Raw genomic sequence first — 18,129 nt, forward strand, 5'->3', positions numbered from 1 at the left:
CGCTGATCCGAAACAGGAGATCCCACGATGAATTTTCACGATGTCCGATTTCCGGCCTCGCTCAGCTTTGGCTCGGTCGGCGGGCCGCAGCGGCGCACCGATATCGTGACGCTGACCAATGGCCATGAGGAGCGCAACACCCCCTGGGCCCATTCGCGGCGGCGTTATGATGCCGGGCTGGGGCTGCGCTCGCTCGATGATGTGGAGCTGCTGATTGCCTTTTTCGAGGCGCGCCAGGGGCAGCTGTACGGCTTTCGCTGGAAGGATTGGTCCGATTACAAATCCGCCCGCGCCACCGCCGAAGTGGATTTCCGCGACGAGGTGATTGGCCTTGGTGATGGGGCCACGGTGGAGTTTCAGCTGGTGAAATCCTACCGCTCGGGCGATGTGATCTATCAAAGACCCATCGCAAAACCGGTCTCGGGTTCGGTGAGGCTGGGGATCGAGCAGGAGGAGCTGCGCGAAAGCGTCGACTATGATCTGGACACGACCACCGGGATGATCACCCTGTCGCACCCGCCCGAGGTTGGCCTGCAGGTGGTGGCGGGATTTGAATTTGACGTGCCGGTGCGCTTTGACACCGATCAGATCCTGACCAGCGTTGCCTCCTTCAAGGCGGGCGATGTGCCGTCCGTGCCGATCGTGGAGGTGCGCATCTGATGGCGGGACCGTCGCAAGCCTTCCTGGATCACGTTGCCACTGGCAACACCAGCCTGTGCCGGGCCTGGGCGCTGACCCGTGCCGATGGCACCTTCTACGGGTTCACCGATCACGACCGCGATCTTGTCTTTGACACCATGCTGTTCAAAGCAAACTGCGGCATGACGGCCCGCGCGCTGCAACAGGCCACGGGGCTGTCGGTGGACAATACCGAGGCACTGGGGGCGCTCTCGGATGCGGGGTTGCGCGAGGACGACATCGAAGCGGGGCGGTTTGACGGCGCCGATGTGCGCTGCTGGCTGGTCAATTGGCAGGATGTCGCGGTGCGGTGGCTGCAGTTTCGCGGCTCCATCGGAGAGCTGCGCCGGGCCGGGGGCGCCTTTGAGGCCGAGTTGCGCGGTCTCAGCGAGGGGCTGAACCGGCCTCTGGGGCGGATTTACCAGAAACCCTGTACGGCCGTTCTGGGGGATCGGAGCTGTGGTTTCGATCTGGATACGCCCGGATATGCGGCAGAGCGTGTGGTGGAGCAGAGCGAAGAGGGGCGCGTATTCTTCTGGTCGGATCTGGCGGGATTTGAACCGGAATGGTTCACGCGCGGCCGCCTGACGGTGCTGAGCGGGGCGGCGCAGGGGCTGTGGAGCGCGATCAAGCAGGACCGCAGCGATGCAAGCGGGCGCCGGATCGAACTCTGGGAGCCTTTGCGCGCAGCTATCGCCGCCGGTGATCTGGTCCGACTGGAGGCGGGCTGCGACAAGCGCATGGAGACTTGTCGGCTCAAGTTCAACAACCTGCTGAACTACCGGGGCTTTCCCGATATCCCCGGAGAGGACTGGGTGATGTCGGTACCAAAATCCACCGGCGTCAACACCGGGGGCAGCCGCAGATGAGCGGCGCCGGGATCGCCGCCCTTGCGCGGGGCTGGCTGGGTACACCCTATGTACATCAGGCAAGCCGCCGGGAGGCAGGCTGTGATTGCCTCGGGTTGATCCGGGGGATCTGGCGCGAGGCGCTTGGTGCGGAACCCGCCCCCTTGCCGCCCTACACGATGGATTGGTCCGAACCCCAGGGGCAGGAACGCCTGTGGCAGGCGGCTCACTCGTACCTGACCCCCAAGCCATTGGAAGGGGCCGCCTTGGGAGATGTCCTGCTGTTTCGCATGCGGACGGGATCCGTTGCGAAACATCTCGGCATTCAGTCAGAGCTTGGCGACACGGGCAAGCGGGCGGTTTCCGTGCCTCGCTTCATTCACGCGTATTCGGGGCGCGGCGTGGTGGAATGCGCGCTCAGTGCCCCCTGGCAGCGCCGCATCGTGGCGCGCTTTGCATATCCGCAAGAGGTTCTCTGATGGCGACCATTCTTCTTTCGGCGGCAGGCGCCGCAATCGGCGGGGCGGTGGGCGGCTCCGTGGCCGGGCTGTCTTCGGTGGCGATCGGGCGGGCCATTGGCGCCACTCTGGGCCGCGCCATCGATGAACGCCTGTTTGGCGCTGGGTCCGATCCGATTGAAACCGGTCGGATCAACCAATTCCGCCTGACCCAGGCCAGCGAAGGGGAACCCATCGCCAAGGTTTTTGGCCGCACCCGCGTGGGCGGGCAGGTGATCTGGGCCACCAAATTTCTGGAAAGCAGTGAAACCAGCGGCGGTGGCGGCAAGGGCGCGCCGCGCCAGCCCAGCGTGACGCGCTACAGCCATTCGGTCTCGCTGGCCATTGCCCTATGCGAAGGGGAGATCACCTCGGTTGCCCGGGTCTGGGCCGACGGAGAGGAGGTCTCGCCGCTGGATCTCAACATGACCGTCTACCGGGGCACGCCCGACCAGGCGCCCGATCTGCTGATGGAGGCGGTGGAAGGCGCAGGCCAGGTGCCCGCCTATCGCGGCACCGCCTATGTGGTGATGGAGAATGTGCAGCTTGAGCGCTTCGGCAACCGGGTGCCGCAGTTTTCCTTCGAGGTGATCCGGGGAGAACAGCCGGGTAGCCCCGACTACGCCCACGACCCGGCCCAACTGCTGCGCGGCGTGGCGCTGATGCCCGGCACCGGCGAATATGCGCTCGCGGCCAGCCCGGTGAATTACTCGGGTGGTCCCGGCGACATGCGCGCGGCCAATACCCATACGCCCTCGGGGCAGACAGATCTTGTGACGTCACTGGCGGCATTGGAGGACGAGTTGCCCGCCTGCGATGCCGCCTCGCTGATCGTTTCGTGGTTCGGGGATGACCTGCGCTGCGGCGCATGCCGGATCAAACCGAAAGTCGAACAGAAGCAGGCCGATGGGGTTACCATGCCCTGGGTGGTCTCTGGCGTGCCCCGCGCCAGCGCCGACGAGGTGCTGAAGGACGAAGAGGAGAACCCGGTCTATGGCGGCACCCCGGCGGATGCTGCGGTGATCGAGGCGATCCAGACCCTGCGGGATCAGGGGCGGCGGGTGATGTTCTACCCGTTCATCCTGATGGACCAGCCCGCGGGTAACGGTTTGCCCGATCCCTGGAGCGACAATAGCGACCAGCCGCACCTGCCCTGGCGCGGGCGCATCACCCTGTCGGTTGCGCCGGGGCGCGACGGCAGCCCCGATCGCACAGCCGCAGCCGATGCCGAGGTTGCCACCTTCATGGGGCAGGCTGTGGCGGCGGATTTCACGGTCACAGATGGCGCTGTCACCTATACAGGACCAGAGGATTGGGGGCTGAGGCGCTTCATCCTGCATAACGCGGCCCTCTGTGCGGCGGCGGGCGGGGTCGAGGCCTTTTGTATCAGTTCCGAAATGCGCGGCCTCACCCAGATCCGCGGCGCCAGTGGTTTCCCTGCGGTGGAGGCTCTGCGAGATCTTGCAAGTGAGGTACGCCAGATCCTCGGGGCCGAGGTCAAGATCGGCTATGCGGCGGATTGGTCGGAATACTGGGGCTACACCAGCCCCGACGGGAACCGGTATTTTCACCTCGATCCCCTCTGGGCGGATCCGCAGATCGATTTCATCGGGATCGACAACTACATGCCGCTGTCGGATTGGCGCCAGGGAGAAGATCATCTGGACGCAGCGGCGGGTGTGCCCGCGATCTATGACCTAGACTACCTGCGCGGCAATATCGAGGGGGGCGAGGGATATGACTGGTTCTACCACTCGCCCGAGGCCGAAGCGGCGCAGATCCGCACGCCGATCACCGATGGCGCCCATGGTGAACCCTGGATCTGGCGCTACAAGGACATTCGCAACTGGTGGGAAAACACCCATCATGAGAGGATCAATGGGGTCCGTCAGCCCTTTCCCACCGCATGGGAGCCGCAGAGCAAACCGATCTGGTTCACCGAACTGGGCTGCGCGGCCATCGACAGGGGCACCAATCAGCCCAACAAGTTCCTGGATCCGAAAAGCTCGGAATCCAAATTGCCGAAATTCTCCAACGGGCAGCGTGATGATCTGATCCAGCTGCACTATCTGCGCGCCATGCTGGGCTATTGGAGCGATCCGGCCCACAACCCGATCTCTTCTGAATACGGCGGGCCGATGCTGGATATGGCCAACGCCTATGTCTGGGCCTGGGATGCACGCCCCTTTCCGGCCTTTCCCAATGCGGTCGAGATCTGGAGTGATGGCGAGAACTACCTGCGGGGCCATTGGCTGAATGGGCGTGCGGGGCAGCGCACGCTTGCCTCGGTGGTGCGGGAACTCTGCGAAGCTTCGGATGTCACCGGGACGGATATCAGCGCGCTCTACGGTATCGTGCATGGCTATAGCCTGGAGGGCACGCAAGAGGCCCGCGCGGCGCTGCAGCCCCTGATGCTGCGCCATGGCTTTGATGCGATCGAACAGGACGGGCTGCTGCGGTTCCGTCTGCGGACGGGAACGGATGTGCGCAGCCTGTCCCCGGATCTGGTGGTGGACAGCGCCGAGGTGGAGGGGGGCATCGCCCATCACCGCAGTGGAGAGGCGGAACTGGCAGGGCGGGTTCGGCTGCGCTTTGCCCAATGGGGGGCGAATTTCGATCTCGCCTCCGAGGAGGCGGTGCTGCCCGATGACGCTACCCACGCAGTGAGCCAGAGTGACCTCCCGCTTGTCATGACCCGGGCCGAGGCACGTCAGACGGTGGAACGCTGGCTGGTCGAGGCGCGCATATCGCGCGACAGCGCGCGGTTTGTCCTGCCGCCCTCGCTGCTCGGGCTGGCGGTTGGTGATGTGGTGGAACTGCCGGGCTCCATGCCGGACCCAAGTACGGTACATGCGGATCAGACCGGGACTGCGCTCTTTCGTCTGGATCGGATCGAGATGGCAGAGGCGCAACTGGTGGAAGCGGTGCGGATTGATCCTGGCGTCTATCTCCCGGCGGATGTGCCGGAGGATCTTCCCGGGGTGAATGAATTCGTGGCCCCGACGCCGGTGCTGCCCCTGTTCATGGATCTTCCCCTGATGACCGGTGAAGAGGTGCCCCATGCGCCGCATCTGGCTCTTACCGCCCAGCCCTGGCCGGGGACCGTCGCCGTCTATGGCGCGCAGGCGGATGAAGGCTATGTTTTGGAAGAGATCATTGCGGCCCGTTCAGTGGTCGGTGTCACCGAGACGCCGCTGGCGGCGGGGCCGGTGGGGCGCTGGGACCTAGGAGCGGATCTGCAGCTGCGGCTGATTTCCGGCCAGCTGGAGACGCGCGAGGCGCTGGCGGTGCTCAATGGCGCCAATGTGGCGGCCATCGGGGACGGCAGCAATGGCAACTGGGAAGTGTTCCAGTTCCGCGAGGCAGAGCTGGTGGCGCCGAATACCTATTTCCTGCGCGGGAGATTGCGCGGGCAGCTTGGCAGTGACGGGCTGATGCCCGAGGTCTGGCCGCAAGGGTCATACGTGGTGCTTCTGGACGGGACACAGGTGCAGTTGGAACTGGCCCTGGCGCAGCGGCGGATTGCCCGCCACTATCGGATCGGCCCGGCCCGGCGCGGCTATGAGGATCCCTCTTACGTACATCGGATCGAGGCCTTTGATGGCAACGGCTTGCGCCCCTATGCGCCGGTGCATCTGCGCCTTTCCGGCGCGCTGGGCGCGGATCTGCAGGCGGGTTGGATCCGGCGCACCCGGATCGAGGGTGACAGCTGGGATCTACCAGAGGTGCCCCTTGGCGAAGCCAGCGAGCAATACCGGGTCAGGGTCATGGCGGGTGCCACCCTGTTGCGCGAGGCGATCAGCACGACAGCGGAATGGACCTATACCACCGTGATGCAGGCGGCGGATGGTGCGGCGCCGGGAGACCGGATCGAAGTGGCGCAGCTGTCGGACCGCTACGGGGCAGGCTTTGCCGCTGTGGCCGAACTGGCATGAGGCGCCCGGTTCTGCCGGGTGATGTCACGGCTGTGGCGCGGGCCTTGCTTTCGGTGCCTCGGTCCCAGCGGCAGGCGCTTTGCACGGCGATTTTCTGCGGCGCCGACAAGGCCCGCCGCTGGAGCGATCGGGAAGGGCGGCTGCATCCGGGCTGGGGGGATGGCTCATTGAGTGCGGCAGCGCGAAAACAGGTGCTGGCCGATGAGCCGACCCTGGACAACCCGGACTACCTCAGGTGCCTGATCGCGGTCCTGCAGGCGGTTCTGCATCGGGTGCAGCGATGAAGCGCATGAAACGGGGAGGCTCCCGCCCGGTGCGGGCTGCTCTGGGACAGAGCAACGCACCCGTTGGGCCGGGCGCCGCGCTGTCGCGCGGCGCTGCGCGTGCCTTGCGGTTTCATCAAGAACAAGAATTATCATGTTCACAGATTTGCGTTTGGCCTTTCCTGCGTTAGATACATATCCTAAGGGGCAGAAAAGGATGTATCGCCATGATCAAGACCCGCAAAGCCATCTCCCCGCTGGATCCTGTCTGGGACCGGATCGCCAAGGAGGCGCAGGAGGCCGTTGACAAGCAGCCCTTGATGGGAGGGCTGATCCATGCCTGTATCCTGCACCACCCGACCATAGAGAAGGCGCTCTCCTATCGCATCGCCGCCAAACTGTGTTCGAATGAGATGTCGATGGTGATCCTGCGGGAGATCGTCGAAAGCGCCTATGAGGCGGATCCCGCACTGGTGGCAGCGGCGCGCGCCGACCTGATGGCGGTCTATGAACGCGATCCGGCTTGCCATCGCCTGTTGCAGCCGATCCTCTACTTCAAGGGCTACCAGGCCGTGCAGGCCTACCGCGTGGCGCACTGGCTGTGGACACAAGGCGATTTCGATCTGGCCTATTTCTTCCAGATGCGGATTTCAGAGATCTTCGGTGTCGATATTCACCCGGCGGCCCGTATCGGCCAGGGCATCATGATCGACCACGCCCATTCCATCGTCATTGGCGAAACTGCCGTGGTGGGTGACAATGTCTCGATGCTGCATTCGGTGACCCTGGGCGGTACCGGCAAGGAAGAAGAGGATCGCCACCCCAAGATCGAGGACGGTGTGCTGATCGGGGCCGGGGCCAAGGTGCTGGGCAATATCCGCATCGGCCATTGCAGCCGCATCGCCGCGGGCTCGGTGGTGCTGGAAGACGTGCCCCCCTGCAAGACCGTGGCGGGCGTTCCGGCCCGTATCGTCGGCGAGGCGGGCTGCGATCAACCGGCGGTCAGCATGAACCAGGTGCTGGCCAGCAAGAGCTGACAGCGCAACACTGCTTCCCTGGTATGAACGCCTGAGCGTTCTCAACCACTGTCATCCTTGGCAGGGATCTGTCCTCGGCGGCGGGCGGCCTTATGTCAGCCCGCCCTCACCCCGGCTGTTGATCGTGGCTGCGCTTACAGGTGTTAGGCTGCCTGTGGACGTTTCGCCGAACCGCTGACTGCTCCCTTGATCGGCTGCATCACGGCGGCCAATTGAGAGGGCAGGCGGAAGGCTTCGACCAGGGTATCCAGCCGCTTTGCATCGCTCCCCAATTTCTGAGCGGCTTCGACCGTGTCGGACACGATGCTGCGGTTGTCCTGTGTCGCTGCGCCCAGCTGGTTCAGCTCGGCCGACAGGTTGCGCAACAGCTCGGAATCGCTGCTGACCTTCTGCGCCGAGGAACTGATCCTCTCGGCGATGGTGTCCAGGCTCGTCTTGATGCTGCCAAGGGCGTTTCCTGTGTTGTTGACCTCGGCAACACCGGTGCTGATATGGCCGGTGGCCTGGGTGATCAGGGTCTTGATCTTGGTGGCGGCCTCGGTGGTGCGCTGCGACAGGGTGCGCACCTCGCTGGCGACGACGGCAAACCCGGCCCCCGCCGTGCCGGCCCGGGCCGCCTCGACACCGGCGTTCAGCGCCAGGAGATTGGTCTGGAAGGCGATATCATCGATCACCCCGATGATGGTGGAAATCTCGCTGGCGCTCTCCTCCAATTCGCTCATGGCGGCGACAGCCTGCCTAACCACCTCACTGCTGGTCTCGGCCTCCCGCACGGCGGTGGCCGCCAAACCTTCGACGGAACGGGCCTGATCGGCGGCATCGACGACCGAGTCGGTGATGTGGACCATCTGGCCAGAGATCGCCCCGATGGTTTGGGATTGCTCGGCAATGCGGGAAAACAATGTGCCCGAGCCCTGATCGATACCCGAGGACTGAAGCGTGACCGCTGTGGAGGTGCCAAGGACTTCACCCATGGTGTCAGATATGCTGCCCAGGGCGGTGTTGAAATCGACGCGCAGCGGCTCATAAGCCGGGGCCAGCTCGGCGGTCATCCGGTAGGCCAGATCGCGGCGGGCCAGCGCCGCCAGCCCCTTGCGCATTTCCTCAACGGCGCGGGCCTGTTGCAGCTGTTCTGCCTGCCGCTGGCTCGAGACCTCTTCTGCCTTCGACAAGCTCTGTTGCAGCGTCTCGATCCGCCGCGCGATCTGGCCCAGCTCATCCGACCGTCCGGTGGCCGGGATGCGGTGGTGGTAGAGCCCATTGTCGATCCGCTCCAATGCCGCGGCAAGATCGGTGAGCGGGCGCCCCAGGGTGCGTTTCAGGATCACCACGCAGATCAGGACCGAGACCAGCAGAAGCCCGGCGCCAATCGCCAGATCCCGCTGCAAGCCTGCCCAGACTTCGGCCAGCCGCGGCGCGGGATCCCAGACCATGATCAGGGTGCCGCGCATCTTGCCTTTCTTCGATAGGATCGGGAACACGATTTCAAACCCGCTGTGCGAGGACCAGGGTTCAGAACTGTTCTGCACCTCTGCAGCGCGGTCCTGCAGGCGCTGAAGCGCGGGCTGGTCCAGGGCGCCAAGCTCGGCCATGACCACGCCGTCTGCCTTGATGACTTTGGCAAAAACGAAACTGTCACCGGCGCGGTCGATCACATGTTGCAGCCGTTTTTCAACCGTGCCGGAGAACCCCAGCTTCAGGGGCTGTTCGATCTGCTGGGCTGCGACGGTGGTCAGTTCCTGTTCCAGCACCTGCAGGGCGGCGATGGCCTGGGTCTGCATCCGCTGACCGGCCAGGATTGCAACCGGGATCGCCACCAATAGCGAAAACACCGACACCAGGGCCGCGATACGCAGGTTCATCGATCGAAGACGTGGCGAGCGGCCTGACGGTGAAGGAGGGGGGGCGAAAGAAGAGGGAGAAGAGGGCATGATCCAGTCTCTGCAAGGTGCATATGTGATACTGGCTGCCGAACTACAGTTAAGGAGTTATATCCGCTATTGGAATGTATCTTTGTTTTCATGCAACTATGATGTGTTTGTCATCTCGTTGTTACATGGCTGTCATGGTGGTTTCGCTTGAGTGAACTTCGACGCCTGAAGGGAGCAGAGAGGTGTCTCATCTGGGCAAAGAAAAACGCGGCCGGGTGAGCGACCGCGTTTCTGAAAATTCCCTGAAAAAGAAGCTCAGGCCAGCATGACCATCGGGTTCTCCAGGTTCTCGACGATGGCGGCCAGCAGGTTGGCGCCAAGGGCGCCATCGATCACCCGGTGATCCACCGACATGGTGACGCTCATCACGGTTGCGACCTTCAACTCGCCATCCGCGCCGACAACCGGTTTCTTGCTGCCCGCGCCCACCGCCAGGATCCCGGCATGGGGCGGGTTCACGATGGCGTCGAAATTGTCGATGCCGAACATGCCCAGATTCGAGATTGCAAAAGATCCGCCCTGGTACTCATGAGGCGCCAGCTTGCGGTCGCGGGCACGGGCGGCGAGGTCCTTCATCTCGGTCGACAGTGCCGACAGGGACTTCATGTCGGCATCCTGCAGCACCGGGGTAAAGAGGCCGCCATCGACGGCCACGGCCACGGCCACATCGGAGGATTTCATCTGCAGCACCCGGTCGCCCGCCCAGACGGCGTTGGCCTCGGGCACGGTTTGCAGCGCATTGGCCAGGGCCTTGATGATGAAGTCATTGACCGACAGCTTCACGCCGCGCCCTTCGAGCTGCTTGTTCAGCTGGCTGCGGAAGGCCAGCAGCGCGTCCAGCTGGATATCCCGGCGCAGGTAGAAATGCGGGATGGTCTGCTTGGCCTCGCTGAGGCGCGCCGCGATGGTCTTGCGCATGCCGTCGAGCTTGATCTCCTCGTACGCACGGCCGTCGTACATCTTGGCGACCATATCGGCAGAGGGGCCAGTGGGCGCCGCCGCCGGGGCCGCTGCGGGGGCTGCGCTGGCAGCTGGGGCAGGAGCTGCCGAGGCCGCCGCCGGTTGCGGTGCCGCAGTTGCGTTTTCCACATCCGCCTTGACGATACGCCCGCGCGGGCCGGAGCCTGCAATGCTTGCCAGATCTAGCCCCTTGTCCGCCGCGATGCGACGGGCCAGGGGGGAGGCAAAAATGCGGCTACCATCCCCGGCGGCAGGGGCTGCCGGGGCAGGGGACGCGGGGGCGGCGGGTGTCGCGGAGCCCCCTGCGGGGGCCGCCTTGTCACCCGCGTCAGCCGCCACAGCGGCTTCCGGTTGCGGGGCAGGCGCTGTGGCCACATCATCGGCGCTTTCGCCATCGGCCAGCAGCACGGCGATGGCGGTATTGACCTTCACCCCTTCGGTGCCCTCGAGGATGAGGATCTTGCCGATGACGCCTTCGTCCACGGCTTCGAACTCCATGGTCGCCTTGTCGGTCTCGATCTCGGCCAGAAGATCACCGGAGGCGACGGTGTCGCCTTCCTTCACCAGCCATTTTGCAAGCGTGCCTTCCTCCATGGTCGGAGAGAGGGCGGGCATCAGGATTTCTGTCGGCATCGCTGTCTCTCCTTACCGGTAGGTCACTTGTTTCACCGCCGCGATCACCTCATCCGTGGTGACCAGCGCGTGTTTTTCCAGGTTGGCGGCATAGGGCATGGGCACGTCCTTGCCGGTGCAGGTGATCACGGGCGCATCCAGGTAGTCAAAGGCCTGCTGCATCACTTCGGAGGCGATGTAGCTGCCGACCGATCCTTGCGGCCAGCCTTCCTCCACCGTGACCAGGCGGTTGGTCTTCATCACCGATTTGATCACCGTCGGCAGGTCCATCGGACGCAGGGTGCGCAGGTCGATGACCTCGGCGCTGATGCCTTCGCCCGCCAGTTTCTCGGCCGCCTGCAGCGCATACTGCATGCCGATGCCAAAGGAGACGATGGTCACATCCTCGCCCTGGCGCCAGATCCGGGCCTTGCCGAAGGGAACGGTGAAGTCATCCAGTTTCGGTACCTCGAAGGAGCGGCCATAGAGGATCTCGTTCTCCAGGAAGATCACCGGGTTGTTGTCACGGATCGCGGTTTTCATCAGACCCTTGGCGTCGGCTGCCGAATAGGGCATCGCGACCTTCAGGCCGGGGATCTGCATGTACCAGGCGGCATAGTCCTGGCTGTGCTGGGCGCCAACGCGGGCGGCGGCACCGTTGGGGCCGCGGAACACCATGGGCGCGCCCATCTGACCGCCGGACATATAGAGCGTCTTGGCCGCCGAGTTGATAATATGGTCGATCGCCTGCATGGCGAAGTTGAAGGTCATGAACTCCACGATGGGACGCAGGCCCCCAAAGGCTGCACCGGTGGCAATGCCCGCAAAGCCATGTTCGGTGATCGGGGTGTCGATCACCCGCTTGGGGCCGAACTCATCCAGCAGCCCCTGGGAGACTTTATAGGCGCCCTGGTATTCGGCCACTTCCTCGCCCATGAGGAAGACGTTCTCATCACTGCGCATCTCTTCGGCCATGGCATCGCGCAGGGCCTCGCGCACTGTGGTCTGCACGGTCGGGGTGCCTTCGGGCCAGTCGGGGCTGTCGTCCACCTCTGGTGCTGCGGGGGCTGCGGCAGCAGCGGGCACGGGAGTGGGCGCCGCCGGTGCCTCGACCGGGGCCGCACCTCCGCTCGCCGCAGGCGCGGATGCCGTATCGGCATCATAGCTTTCGCCCTCGTCCAGCAGCACGGCGATGGCGGTGTTGACCTTCACGCCTTCGCTGCCTTCGGGGATCAGGATCTTGCCGATCACACCTTCGTCGACCGCCTCGAACTCCATGGTGGCCTTGTCGGTCTCGATCTCGGCGAGGATATCGCCGGAATTCACGGTATCGCCTTCCTTCACCAGCCATTTGGCCAGGGTGCCTTCCTCCATGGTCGGCGACAGGGCGGGCATCAGGATTTCACTTGCCATGTTCTTTGTCTCCCTCAGGCGCTCTGCTGCTGGGTTGCGTCGGCATAGATGTCGGTCCACAGCTCATCCAGGCTGGGCTCCGGGCTCTCCTTAGAGAACTCCGCCGATTTGTTGACGATGTCCTTGATCTCTTTGTCGATCGCTTTCAGATCATCCTCGGTGGCGTGCTTGCCGGTCAGCAGCATCTCGCGGACCTGTTCGATCGGGTCACGCTCGCTGCGCATCTTCTGCACTTCTTCGCGGGTGCGATACTTCGCCGGGTCCGACATGGAGTGGCCGCGATAGCGATAGGTCTTCACTTCCAGGATATAGGGTCCCTTGCCCGAACGGCAGTGGGCCACGGCGCGCTCGCCTGCTTCCTTAACGCTAAGCACATTCATGCCATCGACCGCTTCGCCCGGAATGCCGAATGCCGCACCGCGGGTGTAGATGTCAGGGGTGGAGGTGGACCGGGCCTGGGAGGTGCCCATGGCGTATTGGTTGTTCTCGATCACAAAGATCACCGGCAGATCCCAGAGCGCGGCCATGTTGAACGCCTCGTAAACCTGGCCCTGGTTGGCGGCGCCATCCCCGAAATAGGTGAAGGTCACGCGGCCGTTGCCCTTGTATTTGTCTGCAAAAGCCAGACCGGCTCCCAGCGGCACCTGTGCGCCGACAATGCCGTGGCCACCATAGAAATGCTTCTCTTTCGAGAACATATGCATGGAGCCACCCTTGCCCTTGGAATACCCGCCTGCGCGGCCGGTCAGTTCGGCCATCACCCCATCGGGATCCATGCCGCAGGCGAGCATATGGCCGTGGTCACGGTAAGAGGTGATCCGCTTGTCGCCCTCTTCGGCGGCGGCTTCCAGACCGACCACAACGGCTTCCTGACCGATATAAAGGTGGCAGAAGCCCCCGATCAGCCCCATCCCATAAAGCTGACCCGCCTTCTCCTCGAATCGGCGGATCAGAAGCATTTCACGGTAGTATGTCTTCAGCTCGTCAGCAGAAACGTTTGGTTTCTTTGTGCTTTTCCTGGCGGCCATGGTGGCGGACTCCCCCTTAATGCTGAATAGTTTAGCGTTAAACTAATTCATATTGGATTTTGCACCGGCTGGCGAGAGGTTTTGTTGTATGGGGTTATCACAAAGCAAAAAAAGCCCATAAAACCTTTGTGACCGCCACAGGGCGGCCGATACTGTGGGTCAGACTGTTTACCAGGGAGGGCGTTGGGGGGCCGGGAGATCAGCGAATGACGATCTCATCCGCGCGCAACAGGCCAAGCACCGAACGGGCCTGTTGGTCGAGCAGGTCAAGATCCAGGAAATCGTCGGACAGGCGGTGGGTCTTGTTTTCCATCTGCGCAATGTCGGATTGAAGGAGGTCGAGATCCCGGCGAAGCTCTTCGGCTTCTGCCTGGATCTCGACCCTTCTGAACAACCCGAAATCGCCCTGCACCGCCGCAAAGGTGAAATATGCACTCAGCGCGAATGCGATGGAGAAAAAGACAAAGGCGCCAAGGGATGGCGTATTGCTTCGGGTCACGTTGGAGTTGCCTGTATGCTACTGCTCAAGATATTGTTTTTGCACCGATTGCCTCGATGTCTTGAGGTACTATGCCATATGCGAATCGCTCTGTGAATCCCAAAAATGGTTAATTTTGCCGGTTTCTTTTGAATTTGCCGTTGCGGTTTGTACCGGCGGTGACCTGCGGGTTTTGCGATCCGGTTTGACGCAACGACGCCTCTGGCGTCAGGCCTCGGCCTTGTTAGGCTGCGCTCCGGATGGAGGAGACAGCATGCAAGAACAAGACAAATCCGGCACAGCAGCGGGCGCCCACCGATCCAGCGCACCCCGCAGTGATCTTGGCACCCATTCGGTGGAAAACCAGCCGCAACCGCGGAGCGCCTGGGCGATTTGGGATGGTGACCGGGCCTTGCGAGAGCAGGTGAGCCATCACGGTGGTGATACGGCGGCGCTGGAGCGGACAGGGGCAACCTATGGCAGCGCCGACCTGCGGCAGGCGGCTGAGGATGCCCGCCGGGATCCGCCGCGGCTGACCCTCTTTGCGCGCTCGGGGCATCGGCTGGACGAGGTGCAGTTCAACTCGGGCTATCACCGGGTCATGGCTGCGGCCAAGGCACAGGGCTACGCCCATAGCGCCTGGAGCGGGGCACCGGGCGGCCATGTGACCCATGCGGCCCATGTCTATATGCTCAACCAGGTGGAGCCGGGGGTCTGCTGCCCGATGACCATGACCTATGCCGCCGTGCCCGCGCTGCAGGCCGATGCGGATCTGGCCAAGGTCTGGGTTCCCCGGCTGCTCAGCCCCGAGTATGACGGCTCGACCCGCCCGGTCGATCAGAAGGCGGGTGTGACCCTGGGCATGGCGATGACCGAGAAACAGGGCGGATCGGATGTGCGCGCCAATAGCACCCGTGCGGTGCGGGATGGCGATCACTACCGGCTGACGGGGCACAAATGGTTCTGCTCGGCGCCGATGTCGGATGGCTTCCTGACGCTGGCCTATGCAGACGGCGGGCTCACCTGTTTCCTGGTGCCGCGCTGGCTGGAAGGAGAGCGCAATGGCATCCGCCTGCAGCGTCTGAAGGACAAGCTCGGCAACCGCGCCAATGCCAGTTCCGAGATCGAATATGTCGATGCGCTGGCCTACCGGCTGGGCGACGAGGGCGCTGGGGTGCGGACCATCATCGAAATGGTGCATCACACTCGCCTTGATACGGCGCTGGCCCCGGCAGGCCTGATGCGCGCGGCCCTGGCCGAGGCGGCCTGGTGGGTCCAGGGCAGATCGGTCTTTCAGAAGAAGCTGATCGACCAGCCGCTGATGCGGTCGGTGCTGGCGGATCTGGCGCTGGATACCGAGGGGGCGCTGGCCTCTGGCATGGCGATGGCGGCGGCCTTTGACCGGCAGGATGACGAAAGCCGCGCCCTGGCGCGGATCGGCGTGGCGCTGGCGAAATACCTGGGCAACAAACGCTGCATCCCGGTGATCGGAGAGGCGATGGAGGTGCTGGGCGGGATGGGCTACATCGAGGAGACACCGATGCCGATGCTGTATCGTGAGGCGCCGCTCAATGGGATCTGGGAGGGATCCGGCAATGTGATCTGCCTCGATATCCTGCGCAGCCTGGCGCGGGAGCCGCGCGCGGGTGAAGCCTTGAACGCGCTGCTGGATCGGGTGCGGGGCGGGGATCGCCGCTATGACGAAGCACTTGCGGCGCATCGCGACCGCTGGTCCGGCCTGCCCGCAGAAGGGGAGGCGCGCTGGTTTGCTGAAAGCCTGGCAACCCTCATGACCGCGGCCTGTCTGATGGAGACGGCACCAAATGCGGTGGCCGAAGGCTATGTCACCAGCCGCCTGTCAGGCGCGCGCGGTTCCTTGCCGGGATCGGTCACGGGCCTCGATGAAAGGGCGATCCTGGAACGTCTCACCGGTTGATGCTGCAAAGGTTTTCCCTGCCCGGCATCTGGCGGGCAGGGATCTGACGCCGGTCAGTCCTGTTCCAGCGCCGCGACGCCGGGCAGGGTCTTGCCTTCCATCCATTCCAGGAAGGCGCCGCCTGCGGTCGAGATATAGGTGAAATCGCGCGCCGCACCGGAGGCATTGAGCGCCGCCACCGTATCGCCGCCACCGGCAACCGAGGTCAGCTTGCCTGCGCGGGTCAGCGCTGCGGCTTTCAGGGCTGCTGCATTGGTGGCGGCGTCAAAGGGTTCCATCTCGAAGGCGCCAAGCGGCCCGTTCCAGATCAGCGTGCGGCTTTGCTCGAAGATCTCGGTGATGGCGGCGACGCTTTCGGGACCGGCATCCAGGATCATGCTGCCTGCGGGGCATTGATCGGCGGGCAGCACCTGGTGCGGCGCATGCGACGCAAAGGTTTCCGCGACCACCACATCCGAGGGCAGCACGATCTTGCAGCCGGCACTTTCGGCCTTGGCGAGGATCTCGGCGGCGGTGTCCTTCATGATGCGTTCGGCCAGGGATTTGCCCACGTCGATGCCCTGGGCCACCAGGAATGTATTGGCCATGCCGCCACCGATTACCAGATAATCGACTTTGGTGATGAGGTTGCTGAGGAGTTCCAGCTTGGTCGAAACCTTGGCCCCGCCCACAACCGCGGTCACAGGACGGCTCGGCGCGCCAAGGGCGCTTTCGAGGGCGGAGAGTTCCGCCTGCATCAGACGGCCCGCGCAGGCGGGCAACAGCCGGGCAATGCCTTCGGTCGAACTATGCGCACGGTGGGCGGCGGAAAAGGCATCGTTGCAGTAGACATCGCCCAGGCGCGCCATGCCTGCGGCCAGTTCGGGGTCATTCTTGGTTTCCGCCGCATGGAAACGGGTGTTTTCCAGCAAGAGAACCTCACCCGGTTGCAGGGCGGCAGCGGCCGCCTCGGCGCCGGGGCCGACGCAATCGGCGGCGAACAGGACGCGGGTTTCAAAGGCGCGCTCCAATGTCGGGATCAGCTGGTTCAGCGACAGGTTCTCGCGGCGCTCACCGCCCGGGCGGCCAAAATGGGCCAGCAGGATCGGCTTGCCGCCTGCGTCCAGGATATCGCGTACGGTGGGGGCAATGCGGCGGATCCGGGTCGAGTCGGTCACAACGCCATCGACGATCGGCACGTTGATATCCACGCGCACCAACACGCGCTTGCCGCTCAGATCCATGTCATCAAGGGTATTCCAGCCCATCCTCAGGCTCCTTCCGGTCTTTGGCAAATGTCTTTGCCGCTGTTTCGGAGCTTTTGCGCCTGCAGTCAATGCTCACGCTTGGCATTCAAGGTCTCTGGCCTTAGGTATCTGGCAAAGCAAACACGACAGGAGGGCCAGATGGCCGAGATCAAGGACCCGGAAAACACCATCATCATCGAGCTGAAGGACGGCAATGTGGTGATTGAGCTGCTGCCGGATGTGGCGCCCAAGCACAGCGAGCGGATGAAGGAACTGGCCCGCGCCGGTGAATATGACAACGTGGCTTTCCATCGCGTGATCGACGGCTTCATGGCGCAGACCGGCGATGTGCAGCACGGCGACATGGAAGACGGGTTCAACCTGCGCATGGCGGGCACCGGTGGCTCCGACCTGCCGAACGTTCCGGCGGAATTCTCCAAGCTGCCGCATGACCGGGGCACCCTGGGCGCGGCGCGCTCTGCCAACCCGGATTCTGCCAACTCGCAGTTCTTCATCAACTTCAAGGACAACCACTTCCTGAACGGCCAGTACACCGTCTATGGTCGCGTCATCGAGGGCATGGAGCATGTGGATGCGATCACCCGTGGCGAGCCGCCTGCGCAGCCCGACCGCATGATCAGCGTCAAGGTGGCCGCAGATGCTTAAGCTTGCCGCAGCCCTGACCCTGATCGCGGGCTCTGCCTTTGCCTCGGGTCTGGAAATCCAGATCGCGGGCGAGGGCGCCAATGGCACCGTGAAGATCGACCTGTTCGAAGATGTCGCTCCCAAACATGTGGAGCAGATCACTGCCTTGGCCGCCGAAGGCAAGTATGATGGCGTGGTCTTTCACCGGGTGATCGAAGGCTTCATGGCGCAGACCGGCGATGTGCAATATGGCAAGCTGGGCGCTGACATGCGCATGGCGGGCATGGGTGGGTCTGACCGGCCCGATCTGCCGGCCGAGTTCTCTGACGTGGCTTATGACCGCGGTGTCGTCGGCATGGCGCGCAGCCAGAACCCCAATAGCGCCAACTCGCAGTTCTTCATCATGTTCGCCCCGGGCCACTTTCTGAATGGCCAGTACACCGTGGTTGGCAAGGTGACCGAGGGCATGGATGTGGTCGACGCCATCAAGCGCGGCGCCGGACAGAACGGATCCGTGATCGGCCAGCCCGATGTGATGACCAAGGTTACTGTGACAGACTGATCTGTGACAGACTGATCCGTGACGGTCTGATTAGAAAAACGGTCTCCCCGCAGTATCGCGCTGCGGGGAGGCGCCTTTTC

General features: G+C 63.7%; 15 protein-coding genes. 9 read left to right on the forward strand and 6 right to left on the reverse strand.

Annotation, left to right across the window (positions count from 1 at the left end; genetic code table 11):
• Positions 1-27 precede the first annotated feature (27 nt).
• From PXK07_RS03245 to cysE, 6 genes are all read left to right on the forward strand, one after another.
• A complete protein-coding gene (locus tag PXK07_RS03245) occupies positions 28-660 on the forward strand; it encodes a DUF2460 domain-containing protein (protein ID WP_274846753.1) in 633 nt (210 codons plus the stop codon).
• Positions 660-1,547, forward strand: coding sequence for a DUF2163 domain-containing protein (locus tag PXK07_RS03250; RefSeq protein WP_274846754.1), 888 nt, complete (start codon positions 660-662; stop codon positions 1,545-1,547). Before PXK07_RS03245 ends, PXK07_RS03250 begins: the two co-directional genes overlap by 1 nt.
• Positions 1,544-2,005, forward strand: coding sequence for a peptidase (locus tag PXK07_RS03255; protein WP_274846755.1), 462 nt, complete (start codon positions 1,544-1,546; stop codon positions 2,003-2,005). Before PXK07_RS03250 ends, PXK07_RS03255 begins: the two co-directional genes overlap by 4 nt.
• Positions 2,005-5,958 (forward strand): baseplate multidomain protein megatron, encoded by a 3,954-nt coding sequence (locus PXK07_RS03260; RefSeq protein ID WP_274846756.1) that lies wholly within the window; start codon positions 2,005-2,007, stop codon positions 5,956-5,958. The genes PXK07_RS03255 and PXK07_RS03260 overlap by 1 nt, the downstream gene beginning before the upstream one ends.
• Positions 5,955-6,242, forward strand: coding sequence for a DUF7742 family protein (locus PXK07_RS03265; protein ID WP_274846757.1), 288 nt, complete (start codon positions 5,955-5,957; stop codon positions 6,240-6,242). The genes PXK07_RS03260 and PXK07_RS03265 overlap by 4 nt, the downstream gene beginning before the upstream one ends.
• Before the next feature lie 206 nt (positions 6,243-6,448).
• A complete protein-coding gene (gene cysE, locus PXK07_RS03270) occupies positions 6,449-7,258 on the forward strand; it encodes a serine O-acetyltransferase (protein ID WP_274846758.1) in 810 nt (269 codons plus the stop codon).
• A gap of 143 nt (positions 7,259-7,401) precedes the next feature.
• Here cysE and PXK07_RS03275 read toward each other — a convergent pair whose 3' ends face one another.
• From PXK07_RS03275 to PXK07_RS03295, 5 genes are all read right to left on the reverse strand, one after another.
• Positions 7,402-9,120: a methyl-accepting chemotaxis protein gene (locus tag PXK07_RS03275; protein WP_274846759.1), complete on the reverse strand. Its 1,719-nt coding sequence runs from the start codon at positions 9,118-9,120 to the stop codon at positions 7,402-7,404.
• A gap of 324 nt (positions 9,121-9,444) precedes the next feature.
• Complete coding sequence (locus PXK07_RS03280) at positions 9,445-10,782, reverse strand: pyruvate dehydrogenase complex dihydrolipoamide acetyltransferase (RefSeq protein WP_274846760.1); 1,338 nt, start codon at positions 10,780-10,782, stop codon at positions 9,445-9,447.
• A 12-nt stretch (positions 10,783-10,794) separates the two neighbouring features.
• Complete coding sequence (locus PXK07_RS03285; protein WP_274846761.1) at positions 10,795-12,174, reverse strand: pyruvate dehydrogenase complex E1 component subunit beta; 1,380 nt, start codon at positions 12,172-12,174, stop codon at positions 10,795-10,797.
• A 14-nt stretch (positions 12,175-12,188) separates the two neighbouring features.
• Positions 12,189-13,202 carry a pyruvate dehydrogenase (acetyl-transferring) E1 component subunit alpha gene (pdhA, locus tag PXK07_RS03290; protein ID WP_274846762.1) on the reverse strand — a complete coding sequence of 338 codons (1,014 nt, stop codon included), beginning with the start codon at positions 13,200-13,202 and terminating at the stop codon, positions 12,189-12,191.
• A gap of 199 nt (positions 13,203-13,401) precedes the next feature.
• On the reverse strand, positions 13,402-13,701 hold the full coding sequence (locus tag PXK07_RS03295) for an FtsB family cell division protein (protein ID WP_274846763.1): 300 nt from the start codon (positions 13,699-13,701) through the stop codon (positions 13,402-13,404).
• Positions 13,702-13,954: 253 nt separating this feature from the next.
• On the opposite strand from PXK07_RS03295, the gene PXK07_RS03300 reads away from it, so the two are divergent.
• A complete protein-coding gene (locus tag PXK07_RS03300) occupies positions 13,955-15,616 on the forward strand; it encodes an acyl-CoA dehydrogenase family protein (RefSeq protein ID WP_274846764.1) in 1,662 nt (553 codons plus the stop codon).
• 53 nt (positions 15,617-15,669) lie between these two features.
• Here PXK07_RS03300 and PXK07_RS03305 read toward each other — a convergent pair whose 3' ends face one another.
• On the reverse strand, positions 15,670-16,863 hold the full coding sequence (locus tag PXK07_RS03305; RefSeq protein ID WP_274846765.1) for a phosphoglycerate kinase: 1,194 nt from the start codon (positions 16,861-16,863) through the stop codon (positions 15,670-15,672).
• A 138-nt stretch (positions 16,864-17,001) separates the two neighbouring features.
• Between PXK07_RS03305 and PXK07_RS03310 the strand changes: the two genes are divergently transcribed.
• Together PXK07_RS03310 and PXK07_RS03315 are read left to right on the forward strand one after the other, a co-directional pair.
• The gene (locus tag PXK07_RS03310; protein WP_274846766.1) at positions 17,002-17,508 is read left to right on the forward strand and encodes a peptidylprolyl isomerase; all 507 of its coding nucleotides are present in this window, start codon (positions 17,002-17,004) and stop codon (positions 17,506-17,508) included.
• Positions 17,501-18,049 (forward strand): peptidylprolyl isomerase, encoded by a 549-nt coding sequence (locus tag PXK07_RS03315; protein WP_274846767.1) that lies wholly within the window; start codon positions 17,501-17,503, stop codon positions 18,047-18,049. Before PXK07_RS03310 ends, PXK07_RS03315 begins: the two co-directional genes overlap by 8 nt.
• The last annotated feature ends 80 nt before the right edge of the window (positions 18,050-18,129 follow it).

The sequence above is a fragment of the Phaeobacter sp. QD34_24 genome (genome assembly GCF_028890115.1).
Taxonomy (GTDB): Bacteria; Pseudomonadota; Alphaproteobacteria; order Rhodobacterales; family Rhodobacteraceae; genus Phycobacter.